A 17,596-nucleotide genomic window follows, 5' to 3' on the forward strand; every position below is an offset into this window, starting at 1 on the left:
ACAATTAAACAGCGTTGATGATTGAATTAAATGTCACGCTGGGTCTCATGACCTGAGCTACTTTTTTGACGTCAGGATGATAATAGCCGCCAATATCTACTTTTCTACCTTGCACACTGCGGAGTTCATCAATAATTTTTTGTTCGTTCAATTTTAAACTATCAAAGACCTCTCTAAATTGCGAAGCCACCTCTTTGTCATCGGATTGTTCTGCTAGAGCTTCTGCCCAATACATTGCAAAGTAATAATGACTCTCACGATTATCCGCCTCTCCAACTCTTCGAGATGGAGAACGGTTATTGTTTAAGATTTGTTGTGTTGCAGTTTCAGCAGCTTGCCCCAAAATCTTTGCACGTTGGTTTCCAGAAGTATCCGCGTAAAACATGAGACTTTCAGCTAGAGCACAAAATTCACCCAACGAATCCCATCGTAGATGATTTTCAGCAAGTAACTGTTGTACGTGCTTGGGGGCCGAACCTCCTGCCCCTGTTTCAAACAAACCCCCACCATTCATCAATTTAACAATGGAGAGCATCTTCGCAGAAGTTCCAAGTTCCAAAATAGGAAACAAATCGGTCAAATAGTCTCTTAAGACATTACCTGTAATGGAAATAGAGTTATCACCTTTGCGAATGGTTTCTAAGGTGGTCCGAGTTGCTTCTCTAGGTGCTAAAATGTCAAAGTTCTCTATTGCCCCTGCAGACTCTAAGATCGGCTTCACATAAGCCAGAATTTGGGCATCATGAGGTCTTGAAGCATCAAGCCAGAATACGGCATGAGATCGAGTTGCTTGCTGCCTCGAAATTGCTAATTTAATCCAACCCTCAATAGCTGCCTTCTGCGTGACTGAAGCGCGCCACACATCGTTCCGCTCCACAGAGTGTTCGTGAAGCAAATCACCATTTGCTGCAAACATTCGAATCACACCATCCGCAGGTATTTCGAAAGTAGTGGGGTGCGAACCATACTCTTCCGCTTTTTGCGCCATTAAGCCTACGTTAGCAACAGCACCAGAGCTCGAAGGATCGAGCGCCCCTGTTTCTTTGAAGTAATTGATGGTTTCATCATAAACTGGCGCATAACAATTATCTGGGATCACACACTTAACGTCATATTCGTTGCCATCTGGTCCCCATCCTTTACCACCGGCTTTTATTACGGCAGGCATAGAAGCGTCAATGATAACGTCGGAGGGCACATGTAAGTTCGTTATTCCTTTATTGCTGTCCACCATGTACAAAGCTGGACGAGTCGCTAAGCAAACATTGATCTCGCTGAGAATCTCGACCTCATCAGCCAAACGAGTCAAAATATCCCCAAGACCCGCATTCGGGCTAACGCCTAGATCCTTGAACTTCTGAGCGTACTTATCAAAGATAGGATCAAGAAAAACAGACACTGCGTGGCCAAACAGAATGGGGTCAGAGACCTTCATCATCGTAGCCTTAAGATGTATTGAGAAAAGCACTCCATTTTTTTTTGCGTTTTCAATCTCGGTCTGTAAAAAACCACGAAGCGTTTTTATACTTAAGAAAGTCGCATCAACTACGGCGCCATTACTTAATGAGAGGTTATCTTTTAACGTTAGTACCTCTCCTTCAAAAGGCACAAACTCAATTCTAGCGTTGCCGACCTGACCTGAATCAATAGTCACAGAGCTCTCATTCGCATAAAAATCGTTAGATGGCATTGAGGCGACGTGCGTCTTCGATGTCTTCTTCCAAATACCCATAGAATGGGGATTGGCTTTAGCAAACTCTTTTACAGCCTTGGTAGAACGACGGTCAGAGTTTCCCTCTCTTAAAACAGGATTAACCGCCGATCCTTTTAATGAGTCATATTTTTTACGCACGCCTTTCTCGGCATCAGTAGTTGGCTCGTCTGCGTAATCTGGAATACCAAAACCTTGTTGCTGCAACTCAGCAATCGCAGCTTTAAGTTGTGGCACGGAAGCAGAAATATTCGGTAACTTAATGATATTTGCTGATGGGCCCGTGACCATCCCACTAAGCTCCTCGAGGTCATCGGACTGGCGCTGTGAGTCAGCTAGAGCTTCAGGAAAAATAGAAAGTATTCGCCCGGCTAGAGAAATATCTTTAGTTCCGACCGTGATATTTGCATGCGACGAGAACGCTTGAATGATAGGCAAAAACGAACCACTCGCGAGCTCAGGCGCCTCATCCACTATCGTATAAACAATGTCCATCTCTTTACTACCAGCCATACCGGATTACTCCCTTTATAAAAACTAAGTTAACCCGCCCATCCTGCTAGAGGTGCGCAGCATTATTTTACGCGGTCACATAAAATCCTAGGAAGCTATCATATCGCAGTTAAGTAGAGCGATTCTTATAAAATTCATCTAGGATTAGAGTGCAGGTGTGGTTTCAGTTCCACCTTGGTTGCAGGAAGAATAAAATTCAGAAAACACCACTTCAGTCTGCGACATTACGTCTTTTACAAACCCATTAGCGATGACTGCACCTTCATCAGCGCGCAATATGGCCCTTAGGAAAGAAGCGGTTGAGCATGCTGACTTGCATCACTGTGAGCACAGGTGACGAGTTACTTGAAGATCTAACAATAAATGCAGATAAAAAGCTATTGTAAGAATCACTAATCGAGTTCATATTGAATTTCATAATTTGATCGAGGTACACCAACCTGCTCTTCTTTGAAGAGCACATAACTACCTATTGCCAGCACATCCAAATCAGTACCCATGAAACATTTAAATGCATCTGCGGGAGTGCAGACAATCGGCTCTCCCCGAACATTGAATGACGTATTCACCAACATCGGGCAGCCTGTCTTTTTATAAAACTTAGAAATTAGTGCGTGATACCGTGGATTGGTATCGAGATGCACTGTCTGTAAACGTGCCGAGTAGTCAACATGTGTCACAGCTGGTACCACAGATCGTAAGGCGTTAAGCTTGGCGATTCCATATAAGTCTTCCTCTTCCTGAGTCATCACACGACGTTTTGCCTCAGCCACACCAGCCACGAGTAACATATATGGACTGTCCCCTTCGAACTCAAACCAATCCTTCGCATACTCTCGCAGAACACTTGGCGCAAAAGGGCGGAAGCTCTCTCGGTATTTGACCTTGAGGTTTAGTTTTTTTTGCATCGTCGGCGAGCGAGGATCGGCAAGTATACTGCGCGCACCCAGAGACCTTGGACCAAACTCCATTCGGCCTTGCATCCAACCCACAGCTTTTTCGTCAGTTAAAGCGTCTGTGACAGTATCTAAAAATTCATCTCCTTGGTACCTGTGAAACGTAGCGCCACTCTCGACTAATTGAGCCTCAATTTCCTCATCCGTGAAACATGGACCGAGATACGAACCCAACATACCATCACGATGCGAAACAGGACTACGCTCCTTAGCAAAATGCAAATACCATGCCGACAGCGCAGCACCCAGCGCCCCGCCCGCATCACCAGCTGCCGGTTGAATCCATATGTGATCAAATATCTTCTCTTGAACTAAACGACCGTTAGCCACGCAATTAAGAGCAACTCCTCCAGCGAGGCATAAATTCTTTTGACCAGTTTCTTGGGCTATATTTTTTGCGATAAGCAAAATGACATCTTCAGTTACTTTTTGAACAGAAGCCGCCAAGTCCATCTCGCGTTGTGTCACCCTAGCCTCCGGAGCACGTGGTAGACCACCGAAGAGCGTATGAAATTTTTTATTCGTCATTGTCAGTCCAGTGGCATATTCAAAGTACGTCATATCAATCTGAAAACTGCCATCGGCTGCGATATGAATAAGTTTCTCTTTGATTAAATCCGCGTATATGGGCCTCCCATAGGGAGCAAGACCCATGACTTTATACTCGCCAGAATTAACCTTAAATCCTGTGTAATAAGTAAATGCTGAGTACAACAATCCCAATGAATGGGGAAAGTGTATTTCTTTGATAAGTTTGAGTTCCTTACCAGAACCAACACCCCAAGAAGTCGTCGTCCACTCACCCACACCGTCAATGGTAAGAACTGCAGCATCATCAAACGGAGAAGGATAAAAAGCACTAGCGGCATGTGATAGGTGATGTTCCGAGAATAACAAACGCTCACCCCAATTGATTGAAATATCTAAAGTTTGAGAGAGTCCCTTGATTAACTGACTTTTTTGAAATAACTTCTCTTTAATCCAAAACGGCATTGCCGATGCAAAACTTTTAAAACCTCTGGGCGCAAAGGCAAAGTAGGTTTCCAATAGCCGCTCGAATTTTACGAACGGTTTTTCATAAAAAACTACGCTGTCAATCTCACTGGCATCCAACCCTCCTTCGCGCAAGCAATATTCAATCGCGTTGCTTGGAAATCGGGCATCGTGCTTTTTACGAGTGAAACGTTCCTCTTGTGCAGCGGCAATGATTTGACCATCTTGAAGCAAACAGGCAGCACTGTCATGATAGAAAGCGGAAATTCCTAAGATATACATGTCCGAAAAGTTGTCTGAAATCAGAACAGCGTGTATATGAAAGGGGCTACTACTGAGCCCTGCGCTAGAAGTAACAACCCTCCAAGAAGAAGCATCACAGTGATGATTGGTGTCATCCAGAGTTTTTTCCGAACACTTAAGAAACGCCACAACTCTTTTAATATTTCGATCATGAGAGGTTCTATTTAAAATTGATTATTGAACGAGTCATCATTCAAACCCTTTACCTCTTTAGGTCTCCAGTACGTTTGACATGGTTTGATGCGTAACCGAAGCTCATCTCTCCCGAATACCCTCATCACCAGACCCATGGGGACGAACAAGCCAAAGTAAATAGCACCCATGATAATTGGACTGATGATTTTACCCAGCAAATGTCCAAACCTTATCCAAAGTCGATTAAGAGGTAGTAACAAATCGGGCTTAAATGTGGCGGCAACTGAGAGTAGAACCGTCAGTGTGATTAAGCCAACATAGACCACAACACTCTGATTTTTAGCAAATAAATAAAAAGCGATTGCCGCGAATAAAGCGGAAAAAAAATATCCAAATGTCCGGTTTGACGGCAGGTCCGTATCGGTTGATTGCGTGCACATGAATACTATTAAGTGATCAATAAGCTCTTGAGAAGGTTAACAACGATACTATTTATTCAGTGCCGAGTCCGACCCTAGCACTTTTATCTATTTACATCTATTTATTTTTGACTGAGAACTCAGAATTTAAAAATTATAAGTCTAATTTTCGTCATTGGAACTCTCTTTGCAACATAGAAACGGCTCCGTCAGTACTGACTCGCTCTTAAAAATATTTAACCCAAAAACATATCATTCCGCTAGCTCAGATCGCGCCTGATATATTTTTTTGTAACTGTCAATAAGGCGGCGGTGCCTTTCAAGACCCTCCAGCTTCATACTCGTTGGCGCCAATCCGAAAAACCGAACCGTGCCGTCAATTGACCCCATGACAGCATCCATACGAGCATGACCAAACATGCGACGAAAGTTGACGGCATAGTCATCCAATTCCAATTCGTCATCAAGCAGCACCTCAAGCACCACGCTCAAAGCCTGATAAAACAATCCGCGTTCGACGGTATTGTCGTTGTATTGGAGGAAGGCTCCGATCAACTCATGAGTCTCTTCAAATTGCTTTAGCACGAGATGAATCAGCAGTTTTAACTCGAGAACTGTCAATTGCCCCCAATCTGTATTGTAGTCAAATTCTATGCCAATTAAGGTGGCAATATCAGAGTATTCATCAAGGTCATTGTTATCTAAACGCTCAAGCAGTGATGCCAAATTGGCATCGTCCAGACAATGCAAGTTCAGAATATCAGAGCGAAACAACAGCGCCTTGTTGGTGTTATCCCAAATTAACTCGTCGATTGGGTAAATTTCCGAATAGCCAGGCACCAAAATCCTGCAGGCCACGGCACCCAATTGGTCATATGTCGCAGTGTAAACCTCTTTGCCCATATTTTTAAGGATGTTGAATAAGGTTACGGCTTCCTCGGCATTAGAGTTTTCACTGTCACTGGAAAAATTCCACTCAACAAACTCATAATTCGCTCTGTCACTGAAAAAGCGCCATGACACGATTCCACTGGAATCAATAAAGTGTTCGACAAAGTTATTTGGCTCAGTAACTGCGTTACTTTCAAAAGTGGGGCGAGGCAAATCGTTCAAACCTTCAAAACTACGACCTTGAAGCAATTCTGTGAGGCTACGCTCAAGCGCCACCTCAAAACTGGGATGAGCGCCGAACGATGCAAACACACCACCCGTGCGCGGATTCATCAGGCTAACGCACATTACTGGGTATATCCCGCCCATTGATGCATCTTTTACTAAAACCGGAAAACCCTGTACCTCTAAACCTTGAATGGCTGCCATGATGCCGGGAAATTTAGACAGCACGTCATAAGGCACATCGGGTAAGGTGATTTCGCCTTCTAAGATTTCACGTTTTACCGCTCGCTCAAAAATCTCAGACAGACATTGCACTTGTGCTTCCGCCAACGTATTACCCGCACTCATACCGTTGCTGGCAAACAGGTTTTCGATTAGGTTGGAAGGAAAATATACCACCTCCCCATCAGATTGTCGCACATACGGTAGCGAACAAATACCGCGCTGCACATTGCCAGAATTAGTATCGATTAGATGTGAGCCACGCAACTCACCATCGGAATTGTAGATCGGCAGGCAGTACTCATCGAGAATTTCAATCGGCAGCACATCCTCAGGTCCTGGTTCGAACCAGCGTTCATTCGGGTAATGAACAAAGTCTGCGTTGGCAATATCTTCACCCCAATAAGCTTCAGCGTAGAAATGGTTGTTACTGAGCCTTTCGATATATTCACCCAAGGCTGATGCCAACGCGCTTTCTTTGGTCGCTCCCTTACCATTTGTAAAACACATCGGTGAATGCGCATCGCGAATATGCAAGGACCAGACATTTGGCACGATATTGCGCCATGACGCAATTTCAATTTTAATACCTAGGTCTGCCAAAATTGCCGACATATTAGCGATAGTTTGCTCCAACGGCAGATCTTTACCAGCAATAAAAGTACTAATGTTAGAAGACGGTCTTACCGTAAGTAACGACTGAGCATCAGCATCAAGCTTATCTACTTCCTCAATAACAAAATCGGGGCCTGCTTGTACTACCTTTTTGACAGTACAACGTTCAATTGAACGTAAAATACCACGGCGGTGTACCTCAGCAATATCAGTTGGTAACTCAACCTGAATTTTAAAAACTTGCTGATAACGGTGTTCTGGATCTACAATATTGTTTTGTGACAGATGGATGTTTTCAGTAGGAATGTTATGAGTTTCGCAGTACAGTTTCACGAAGTAACCTGCACATAAAGCCGATGAGGCTAAAAAGTAATCAAAGGGACTAGGCGCCGATCCATCTCCCTTATAACGAATAGGCTGATCGGTAACGATTGTAAAGTCATCGAACTTAGCTTCAAGGCGCAGCTTGTCAAGAAAATTAACTTTAATTTCCATAGAAGACTATGAAGCTAGCTTCACACTGTTATCCAAGCGTTACGCGAATACACTAGCAAAATTTATAGCTAGCATCCCCAGAGTCAATAGGACGCTAACTAGGTGCAAGCGCTTAAAAGCCTTCTCGTTGCCCTCGTCACGACTCTTATTGGTCATTGGAATCAACAGGTAGGCAAACACGGAAAACGTCACAGTAGCACCAGAGGTGATGATGGCTTGTCCGTCTTGAGCAAAAATAGCAGCGATATTAGCGGCCGCACCGAGCGTAGCTAACAAGACAAAAAATCTAGGAAATATCTTACGCAGAAAAACCGAGCTATCAGCACCAGAGAGTGCCGTAAAAACCACTGGGGCAACAATTGCCGTTTGAAAAACGATCACACCCACGACCATACCGCTAATAAGCAGCGAAATATTTTCCATCACCCTCCATCCTTTTATCCAATGATCAATTCACCAAATCAAAATAAAGCATCACAACATTTGCGTCACTAACACTATTGCTACAACAAACCCAAGACTATATAAGCCAATTTTCCATAATGAGAATTGTCGTTTGCTCCAATCTATGCGGTCATCCCGCTCCCTCTGTCTTTTGAACGCTTTAAAACGTCCAATAAACAAAAATACCGCTAGGGAGATAATCGCGAGACCACCAAATATCACGCTGTTAAAATTCACTAGCGACTTCTCAGCTTAGCCAACAAACGTAGCATTTCCAAGTACAGCCATATGAGCGTCACCATTAATGAAAATGCGCCGAACCACTCCATGTACTTAGGCGCACCCTGCTCAGAACCCTGTTCGATAAAATCAAAGTCTAGGACTAAATTGAGTGCGGCAATAGCCACCACAAACAGACTAAATCCGATACCGAGCAATCCATTAGAGTGAATGAAACCAATACTCGAGCCAAACATGTTCATAATCATACTCACCAAATACAACAATCCAATACCCATAGTAGCCGAGGTCACCATCAACCGATAATTCTCCGTTGGTTTGATAATTCCTGTCTTATACAAAAGCAACAGTGACGACAATGTACCAAGAGTCAGGCCGACCGCCTGAATTACGATACCGTCAAACTGAGCTTCATAAATTGCTGAAATCCCACCCAAAAATAGACCCTGTAACACAGCATAGATCGGTGCAGTTAAGCCGGACCAGTGCTTTTTAAATATTGTAACTAGAGCAAAGATAAAACCACCTATACCGCCGACCAGCATTATCGGCATTATCGTCGTCGGATTACCACTTTGGAAAAAAAAATTCCACGTCCAAGCTCCAGAGAGCACCACCAAAAGTAGTAGAATTCCCGTCTTATTGACTGTCCCTTCTAAGGACATGATGGGTATATCTCGGGCATCTACACCAGATTTTCGCGCTGCTCCAATAAAAGTTCCAGCATTCAGCGCGGGGTTACCCGACCGACCAAATTTTTCTAATGCACTATGTTTAGACATGAAAAAATCCTTTCTTTTTTGATCTAAATGCCAATACCAATTATCGCGATAGCCTCAAATTCCAACAATAACGAGGGAAACACAAGCGCCAGCGTTCAAGCAGTCGTACTGGCGGGTATACCTGCCGGGAAGGCATCACGACTAACTCTGGTAACCTCACCATACTTAGAAACATTCGTTTGGCCGTGCCATGGCCAAGGCCAAGGCCACCGTAGAAGCCGAATTTGCCGCTACTCGTTCAATTTATGATACCGTAACTGATGCGGTTTGTTTCATCTGATAATCCGTCAAATACAGGTGCCCATCTTCAGATATTTTTTCATTGCGCCCTGTGATCCAAAGGCGACAGTTTTTTGCGTCACATAGGCATGGAAATTGTCTAAACAGATGATCTTCTGTTGATGCATAATCCATAGTGAGCTGTTCGCCTTTACGAATATCTTTAATGCAGTAAACCTTGTGCTGGCGCATATCCAACACTGCATTTGGGTCGCAATTATGCAATAAATAACCGATAAAATGAGGGTCATACAGGTGTTGAGAAGCATCAACTTGAAGAGTATGCTGCTTTATTTCAGAGTCAATGATACCTGTGAACGTGCCGATTATTTCACCACGCACAAAATCGCGCATAGCCACAAGTCCGACACCGTATTCGCCAAAACCTTGAAGTCGCACACTATCTATTTTGGGAAACAGCGCTCTTTCCTGATTAGAAAACTGACAGAGTTTGAGAAAATCTTCGGGATAAATACAGGGCTGTCCGCTATCTATTGTTTTTGTTCTAATTGTAAAAGCCTGAAGCGCCGGAAAGCCATTCAGGGTTGTTGAATAAGTTGTTGTGTAAGCACCTGTATATGCCAGAACGACTTTGTCACCCTCTTGAAGGCTTAAGGGTAATTGGTAATCGAAACATTCCTGATATATGACATCGTTAGAATCGCAGGTTTGTCCCGCTAATATTACACGTCCAGTTTCACCGGTTTTGTTAGAAAGAACCGGGTAATCAATTTTCTCTTCTACCAATCCGCCATAGCGACCGATATCAAGATAAACCCAACGCAAATCATGGTTTTGATAATCTTGTGAAATTTGCACCACCTCGGACAAAATATAACCAGCCTCCCCGCACAGGTAGCGTCCAGGTTCCGTATAAAGAGTCGGAGACGTTTTAAAATAGGTGTTTGCGTATTTTAAAATTGCTTTGGCAAAGGCTTCGATTGGCGGCGCGTCCGCACGATACATCACAGGAAAGCCACCACCGACATCCACAACACTCAAGGGGTAACCCGCAAGTGCTAAAGCATCAAAAATACGGCTTGCTTCAAGCATCGGCTTTTCCCAAGATTCCGGGTTAAGCTGTTGAGATCCGGTATGAAAAGAAACGCCGTAAGGCACTAAGCCTAACTCTGGCGCAGCCTTTAACCATTCTTCTGCTTTCTCGAACAAGCACCCGAATTTGACCGTTAAGGGAGAGACTGCCCCCGTGCCGTCTGAAACAATACGGCAGATTACCTTGGATCCCGGTGCCGAACGCGCTATTTTTTGTAGCTCGGAAAATTCATCAAACACAAACTCACGAATACCCTTCTGATAAGCCGTGGCAATTTCTTTTTCTTTTTTAAGCGGGTTACCGTAGAGGATTTTTTCAGGCAAAGCACTAGCATCAATACACATATTAATTTCGCCTACGCTGGCGACTTCAAAATAGCCGCCGAGAGCAACAAGGCTTTGCAAAATATGCGGGTGTGGATTTGCCTTAATGGCGTAATAATGCCGTGCATCCGGCATTGACGTGGTAAGCCTTTTGAATGTTTCCTCAACTTTTGCAATATCTATTAGCAGGTAAGGAGTATCTTGGATACTCTCTTCAAAATAGCGTTGAATGTGCGCCGGGCACTTATCACTTACATCCAAAATTGCTATTTCACCTAAAGCAAAATGTTGTTTTCTAAGTGCCAATTTTACTCACGAAGTTACTGTGGTTTTTACTGGTCACACGTTTGCGCAACAGATCGCAGAATTTTGCAAGAAACAAGCAATAAAGTCAACGGCCGATTTTTTGTGTGAGAGTACTGAGTAAGCTAAATAAGACTTACCGGAAATACCGCAGGAAGGGCTAAGCCTCAGAGTGTTGCAATGCCTAGTCTCACACGCTACTCTCCACGGGAGATACTCATCCTAGCCAACCTCGCGACTATCGACGCGATACTGAATGGCGACATACACCGGTTCCTGGTGGCCCGAGGTTATGACCTCGCGAACCAGGGGCGCCGGCTGTTCTATCACCTGACGGCCTGGTCACGCCGCAACGGCACTGCTGCCAGCAAGGCGCCGACGAATAACCAGATCAGGTGCCCCTCAGGAAATGTGCGGAAATGTGAATTAAACAGACTGGTCACGCACCAAGCCAGCAGAACTGCACGAACTACGCCGCTGTGCACCCCGTCACCACTTGTGGCACGGAACGCAACCGCCAGGATCGCAATAAACGCGCCAAGTCCCAACAAACCGTTCTCGACTAAAATAAAAAGGTATTGATTGTGCGGATCGCGCGTAGGTGCATTCCGCCAGTCCGTTCCCCGTTCGGAAAAATGGCTTCTATATTCCGAGGGAAAACTGCCAGTACCGTATCCCAGTAATGGGCGGTCCTTGATGAGTGCAAGCGAATTGATCAGAAAGGCCACCCTTACCCCCGCCGATGACCCTTTCGGCGCAGTCTGATAGGCCCGAACCTCGTCGAAGCCCAGTTGTACGCGTTCGTGGAACTTAGGAGAGACGTTGAACGCGACAACCGCGAAAGCCGCTATCGCGGCCGCTACCAGCGGTAGTCTGCGCCAGCCGAGCTGCGCACCGCCCCAGACTAGTGCAACACACGCGAATGCCAAATAAGCGCTGCGTGAGATCGAGATAAAGGCGATGTTCAGGATGAACAGCAGAACTACCGACAGCAACAGCAGACGCAGACGGCGTCCCGCCGCACGCTGGAGTTCCAAACAGCACAGCGCGGCAACCACAAATGCCATGCCCTGAACCGTATGGTTGGTCATCAGAACCCCAGAAACTTGTCCTGGCTTAGAGGGGATAATCCCCAGGATAGCCAGATAGGACAGGACCAGGCCAACGCCAGTGACCAGCACAAAGGCCTGAAGAAACCGCTGTTTCCAGGGATCTTTGGCAAACAAGCCGAGGATAATGAAACCCAACACCAGCTTACGCCAGGACCACAGAGAATCCCAGCGCTCCGCCCAATTCGTCGTTCCATAAAACATGGCGATCACCAGCACCATAAAAAATAACAGGATTGCCTGACCCACGCGTTGTGACGCCGACGCGCGCAAGGTATGCATTGCCTGCCCAGATGCCGCCCAAGTCGCCAGCATCAGAACAATCGCTATACTCGCTGCCGCCGTCGAAGCGGACACCAACGCCGCTGCCGCAATGGCCATGGTACGACTTGCGTCAAGACAGAGATCGCTCCAGTTCCGCGCTAAGGCCATCGCGGACCGCCCATCAGCGCCAGATCTGGTAAACATACTTGCGCCGAAACTTCTCCAGCCAGAATAGCAGCCGCTGCAGCCAGTTGGGATGTGCCGGCTCCAGGGTCGTTGTGAACAATCCAGTTTTGCTGCCCTGCTTCACAATAGGATCCTCAAGCCACAGCATAGTTATGCCCATTACAGGATCGATTTCTTCGAACTGGCTGTCGATCGACTTGTTAATGCGATGACGTACGATCCAGTCAAGCCGCAAACGCGCCGCATCGTGACCGATAATGTAGGAGTCCGCAAACCGGCCGCGGCTGGAGGAATAGAGCCTCTGACCGGGTTTGCGCTGGCTGCGTGGCGTATAAAAATTTCCGCCACTCCCGATGAAAATGACTTGGGGCCACGGATGGCGCGATGTCTCCGCGAGCGCTGCTTTCAAACCCTCCGAAAACCCGTCCTCGAACAACACATCGTCCTCAAGCACCAGCGCGAAACGCTCGCCGCGATCCACGATGCGCTGCAGCGCGGTGACATGTTTCATGCTGCAGGATTTCTGCGCGGGGGACAGGTCGCTCGACGCAAAATACCGTTTATCTATCTCTTCCGTGAGATCGTCGGCATCCCACTCATGTACCAGTTCCGCCTGCAGGTTGAATCGTGCCAGCTGTGCCCGGGCGTGTTTGAGCCGGTCCGTAAACGATCGGACGTTAATCAAGTAGATCGAATCGAGGTGCTGCGCCGGGCTCATTGCGGTTCGCTCCCCATCCATGACCACTCCATTTGTGTATGTTTGACCACGCTTGTGGATAACGGGATCATAGAATATAGCTTCTTCGTATTTTTCAAATTTTACTTTTTTAAGTGGCTTCAAAGCGTTGAGTGATTAAAGTTTTGAGTAGTTGCAGCAGCATTGTGCAAGTTTCTGTCCGACTGTAATGTCAACGCTCAATAAAATCAACGACCTATTTTGAGCGCGAAGGTTTCGTGCAATTAAAAAACATATAAATTAATGACTTAAATATTAATTACTACGCTCAATATATAGTTTCACGCATTTTTTATACGTAAAAATAATGACTTATAAGCCGTGTGTGAGAAGCGTGTGAGTAGCATATCAGCTGGTTTAAATCTAAAGTTTTTTAAGTCATTGAAAACACAGACGTGCATTTAAATTACTCACACACTATGTGAGTGTAAGTTTTGGCAATCAACGTAAACGCTAACATTTTAGCGAGTTTAGCAGAAATAAGATTATGCACACCACACAAGGAACCAAAATCAACGCAACTCAAGAATGGTGCAGTTGTTAGAACACAGTAATAGATGTTAAGTACAATAAGTTATGGACACTTTAATGTTCAACTGAAGGACACAACTATGCAAGCAGCTCTAGCATCTGAAGAACTTAAAAGATATCGCGAAGATGGCATCATCATTCCAAGGGTTGGCTTAGGGATTGATGCAGTTGCAGCTTTAAGGCACAAGTTAGATAGTTTCCTGTCTGAGCAGGGTATTACCGATGCTGACTATGTCCCCAATATCCTTGACCGCGATCCCAGCTGGCTGAAGATTGGATCGATGCCTGAAATTTTGGATGTCGTCGAAAAAATCATTGGCGAAGACATCATCATCTGGGCCTCCGCCTTGTTCTGCAAAGCAGGTAAAGGTGGTCGTGCAACACCATGGCACCAAGATGGACATTATTGGCCTATTCGACCACTTGAAACCGTTACAGCATGGATCGCGATTGACGATGTGAACTCTGAGAATAGTTGTCTGCGCGTCATCCCCGGCTCACATCGCGACCGCGTCAGTTATTCACATGATGTAGATAACAGCGACGAAATCATTCTCAATCAAGTAATTAAATCGGAACATTTGCAAAGTGCGCCACCACGAGACATTGAGCTAGCCCCTGGAAAGTTTTCTATTCACGATGTGTATTTGATTCACGGTGCCAATCCAAACAACTCGGGCAAACGCCGAGCTGGACTTGTATTTCGATATATGCCCGCAAGCTCCCATTTCGATCGCCAATTGGCGACCCAACAAGTTAAAGAACTTGGAGTGCCTGATATTTCTCGTCGCAAGCTTTTTCTGGTCAGGGGGACAGATCGCTCAGGGTTGAACGACGTTCAGCAATAAAGCTTAGAGAAATGGGGAGTATTGCATTTTTTGGGCTTGGCGCAATGGGTGCCCATTTTTTAAACAATCTTGCCAGTGAAGGCCATCATCTTGCGATCTTCGACACTAACCCGAAAGCCTACCATCGAATTTCGGGGCCTCATGTTCAGATAGGTAACAACCCTGCTGATACGGCACAGGGTTGTGAATTTGTCATTACACTTCTTCCAACCTCAAGTGCCACGCTGGTTTTGCGGTAAACGGCCAGATGTCCGGCCAGCGACAGCATCAAGCCGTTTCGCCCAGTACCTTTTTGCGTGACCTGCCGTTCGCCCAGGCTTGCGCCATGATGTCCAGGTGCACGCGCAGGTACCCTTGGCCGACACATGTAATGTGCGGCGCAGTGAACCTGTTCACTTCGTGCAGCGCGTGGAACGGAACCGAGGGGCAAAGGTGGTGCTCCGCATGAAATGGCATCTGCCAGTAAAGAAACCTGATGACCGGGTTGGTGTAGGTGGTCCTGGTGCTGCTGAGCAAGTTGGGGGTCAGTTGTGCCCCGGCGTGTTCGGCCATCCGAAAAACCCGCATGGTTGGCTCACCTACAAGGCGGGGAATTACCCAGAACCAGAGAAAAGCCGACGACCCGTAGTAGGCCGAAACGGCCCCCAGCGTCAGCCAAAACAGGACTTGCATGCGAATTTCCATGCTGGCCAGGAGGTATTCGGACTCAGGCAGAAATCCTTTGTCAAAATCGTTCCAGCGGCCAGTAATTCCGCGCCAGTACGAAGCCGCACTGCGGAGCCAAAAACCAATGCCGCTGATGTAATAGATGTAGGCAGAGAACGATTTGGGCACCCGCACGAGCTCGGTATCCCTGCCCTCAAGTTGGGTGTAGGTGTGGTGGGCTGTGTGCAGATAGCGGAACCAGAAGAACGGACGCGCGATGATGGCACCACAAACCACACCTACCACGTCATTGAGCCAGCGTGCACGGAAGGCTGTCCAATGCCAGCATTCGTGCAACGGCGCGAACAGGAACACCGACGTGGATCCCAACAAAAACGCAGCAGGAAGCGCCCACGCGGTGCCAAGCGCCAGATACAGCAGCCATGCGCTGATGCCGATGACCGCAAAGTGCGCCGCCAGATAGACCAGCCCGGGGCCGTTACGCCGCTGCTGCAAGCGCCGCAGCACCTCCTGCGGCACGACATGGCGGCCTTCGAGTTCCCACAAAAACAGCGCCGCAGCGGGGAGTACCTGGGGCTTGGAAACAGGGACAGACATGGCTTTCCTCAGTGTTAATTGTGTAGCTTTACGTGTAACTTTAATGCCAACGCACAACTAAATCAACAACTTAGTTCAGTGTGTGAAATTTTTGTAAAAGTACAATATTGTTATGAATCAAAAAATTTTAATTTGGAGTTTCTACTCCCACTCAATCGTAGCAGGCGGCTTACCGGAAATATCATAGACCACACGATTAATACCTCTAACTTCGTTAATGATTCTGTTCGAGATCTTGGACAATAGGTCGTGCGGTAACGGCGCCCAATTAGCAGTCATAAAATCTGATGTCTCAACAGCTCGGAGCGCTACCACATATTCATAAGTACGTCCGTCACCCATGACTCCAACAGACTTAACTGGCAGAAAAACCGCAAAAGCTTGCGCAGTCTTGTCATACCATCCTGAAGTCACTAGCTCCTCAATGAATATCGCATCAGCTGCTCGTAGACAATCAGCATATGATTTTTTAACTTCTCCAAGTATCCGTACACCAAGACCCGGTCCTGGAAATGGATGCCGAAAGACCATTTTCTGAGGCAGGCCGAGCGCTAAACCTAAGTGACGCACTTCGTCTTTAAAGAGATTTCTGAGAGGCTCGAGAAGCTTCAAGTTGAGGGTATCAGGCAATCCACCAACATTGTGATGAGACTTAATAGTCTTAGCCTTTTTAGTTTTCGACCCTGCAGATTCAATTACATCAGGATAAATCGTTCCCTGAGCAAGCCAACGTACATTTTGTAACTTAGCCGCTTCTTCTTGAAAAATATCAACAAACTCGCGTCCAATGACTTTCCTTTTTTCCTCTGGATCAATCACACTAGAAAGTGCCTTCATAAACCGCTCTGCGGCATCAACATGAAGCACATTGAAACCTAGATTTTCTTTAAACGTTGCCATGACCTGATTTGCCTCATGCAATCGAAGCAAGCCGTTATCTACGAACACACACGTTAGTTGCGATCCAATTGCTTTATGGATCAGCGCAGCCGTAACCGAGGAATCAACGCCGCCAGATAGACCCAAGATAACCTCATCATCACCGACCGCTTCTTTGATGCGAGAGACTTCAGTGTCTATAAAGGACGGTACGCTCCAATCAGCTTTACACTGACATAGATCTAAGATAAATCGCTTGATTATCTCTACGCCCTGAGAGGTATGTGTAACTTCAGGATGAAACTGAAGTCCATAAAACTTCCGTGCTTCATCAGCCATTCCTGCAATTGGCGTGGAATCGTTGGAAGCAATAACTTTAAACCCCTTTGGTAATTCTGTAACTTTATCACCATGACTCATCCAAACATCAAGAAGGCCATGATTTTCCGAGTTTGTTCGATCTGATATGTCTTTTAATAACCTCGAATGCCCTCTAGCCCTTACCTCAGAGAAACCAAATTCTCGTTTTGACGCCGCCAGTACAGTGCCTCCGAGTTGGTTAGCCATTGTTTGCATGCCATAACAAATCCCCAAAATCGGTATACCCAAAGTAAACACGTCTTCGGGAGCGCTGGGGCTGTCCTCCTCCTCATAGACTGACGCAGGACCACCTGAGAGAATGATACCTCTGGGCTCAAACTCAGTAATTTTCGAAACGTCAATGTCATATGGTAACAATTCACAATACACGCCAACCTCTCGAATACGCCGAACAATAAGTTGAGAGTATTGAGATCCAAAATCCAATACAAGTATCCTGTTTTTGAACATGAATTTATGCTGCCCATTTCAGCTAGTTTAGATTGTTGATTGAAAA

General features: G+C 46.1%; 15 protein-coding genes. 2 read left to right on the forward strand and 13 right to left on the reverse strand.

The window, feature by feature from the left end:
* Positions 1–4 precede the first annotated feature (4 nt).
* The 11 genes from O3A65_04935 to O3A65_04985 all read right to left on the reverse strand — a co-directional run bounded on the left by O3A65_04935 (position 5) and on the right by O3A65_04985 (position 13,180).
* Entirely contained in the window at positions 5–2,224 is a 2,220-nt protein-coding gene (locus O3A65_04935) for an NADP-dependent isocitrate dehydrogenase (protein ID MDA1331817.1), read from the reverse strand.
* Between the two features lie 392 nt (positions 2,225–2,616).
* Positions 2,617–4,455, reverse strand: coding sequence for a carbamoyltransferase (locus tag O3A65_04940; protein MDA1331818.1), 1,839 nt, complete (start codon positions 4,453–4,455; stop codon positions 2,617–2,619).
* A gap of 20 nt (positions 4,456–4,475) precedes the next feature.
* Positions 4,476–4,628: a DUF5989 family protein gene (locus tag O3A65_04945; GenBank protein MDA1331819.1), complete on the reverse strand. Its 153-nt coding sequence runs from the start codon at positions 4,626–4,628 to the stop codon at positions 4,476–4,478.
* A 12-nt stretch (positions 4,629–4,640) separates the two neighbouring features.
* The gene (locus O3A65_04950; protein ID MDA1331820.1) at positions 4,641–5,051 is read right to left on the reverse strand and encodes an SxtJ family membrane protein; all 411 of its coding nucleotides are present in this window, start codon (positions 5,049–5,051) and stop codon (positions 4,641–4,643) included.
* 231 nt (positions 5,052–5,282) lie between these two features.
* Positions 5,283–7,478 (reverse strand): OsmC domain/YcaO domain-containing protein, encoded by a 2,196-nt coding sequence (locus O3A65_04955; GenBank protein MDA1331821.1) that lies wholly within the window; start codon positions 7,476–7,478, stop codon positions 5,283–5,285.
* Between the two features lie 39 nt (positions 7,479–7,517).
* Entirely contained in the window at positions 7,518–7,901 is a 384-nt protein-coding gene (locus O3A65_04960; protein MDA1331822.1) for a DUF4149 domain-containing protein, read from the reverse strand.
* Between the two features lie 51 nt (positions 7,902–7,952).
* Positions 7,953–8,159: a hypothetical protein gene (locus O3A65_04965; protein MDA1331823.1), complete on the reverse strand. Its 207-nt coding sequence runs from the start codon at positions 8,157–8,159 to the stop codon at positions 7,953–7,955.
* Positions 8,159–8,944 carry a Bax inhibitor-1/YccA family protein gene (locus tag O3A65_04970; protein MDA1331824.1) on the reverse strand — a complete coding sequence of 262 codons (786 nt, stop codon included), beginning with the start codon at positions 8,942–8,944 and terminating at the stop codon, positions 8,159–8,161. Before O3A65_04970 ends, O3A65_04965 begins: the two co-directional genes overlap by 1 nt.
* Before the next feature lie 243 nt (positions 8,945–9,187).
* Positions 9,188–10,906, reverse strand: coding sequence for an SET domain-containing protein-lysine N-methyltransferase (locus tag O3A65_04975; GenBank protein MDA1331825.1), 1,719 nt, complete (start codon positions 10,904–10,906; stop codon positions 9,188–9,190).
* Positions 10,907–11,229: 323 nt separating this feature from the next.
* Positions 11,230–12,393 carry an O-antigen ligase family protein gene (locus tag O3A65_04980; GenBank protein ID MDA1331826.1) on the reverse strand — a complete coding sequence of 388 codons (1,164 nt, stop codon included), beginning with the start codon at positions 12,391–12,393 and terminating at the stop codon, positions 11,230–11,232.
* 64 nt (positions 12,394–12,457) lie between these two features.
* A complete protein-coding gene (locus tag O3A65_04985; GenBank protein MDA1331827.1) occupies positions 12,458–13,180 on the reverse strand; it encodes a glycosyltransferase family 25 protein in 723 nt (240 codons plus the stop codon).
* 575 nt (positions 13,181–13,755) lie between these two features.
* Between O3A65_04985 and O3A65_04990 the strand changes: the two genes are divergently transcribed.
* Both O3A65_04990 and O3A65_04995 read left to right on the forward strand, forming a co-directional pair.
* Positions 13,756–14,577 carry a phytanoyl-CoA dioxygenase family protein gene (locus O3A65_04990; GenBank protein ID MDA1331828.1) on the forward strand — a complete coding sequence of 274 codons (822 nt, stop codon included), beginning with the start codon at positions 13,756–13,758 and terminating at the stop codon, positions 14,575–14,577.
* 11 nt (positions 14,578–14,588) lie between these two features.
* Positions 14,589–14,816, forward strand: a complete 228-nt coding sequence (locus tag O3A65_04995; protein ID MDA1331829.1) for an NAD(P)-binding domain-containing protein — start codon at positions 14,589–14,591, stop codon at positions 14,814–14,816.
* Between the two features lie 28 nt (positions 14,817–14,844).
* On the opposite strand, the gene O3A65_05000 is transcribed toward O3A65_04995, so the two are convergent.
* Both O3A65_05000 and guaA read right to left on the reverse strand, forming a co-directional pair.
* Positions 14,845–15,840: a fatty acid desaturase gene (locus tag O3A65_05000; GenBank protein ID MDA1331830.1), complete on the reverse strand. Its 996-nt coding sequence runs from the start codon at positions 15,838–15,840 to the stop codon at positions 14,845–14,847.
* Between the two features lie 141 nt (positions 15,841–15,981).
* The gene (guaA, locus tag O3A65_05005; protein ID MDA1331831.1) at positions 15,982–17,550 is read right to left on the reverse strand and encodes a glutamine-hydrolyzing GMP synthase; all 1,569 of its coding nucleotides are present in this window, start codon (positions 17,548–17,550) and stop codon (positions 15,982–15,984) included.
* Between the last annotated feature and the right edge of the window lie 46 nt (positions 17,551–17,596).

The organism is Pseudomonadota bacterium, from assembly GCA_027624715.1.
Classification (GTDB): Bacteria; Pseudomonadota; Gammaproteobacteria; order Burkholderiales; family Eutrophovitaceae; genus Eutrophovita.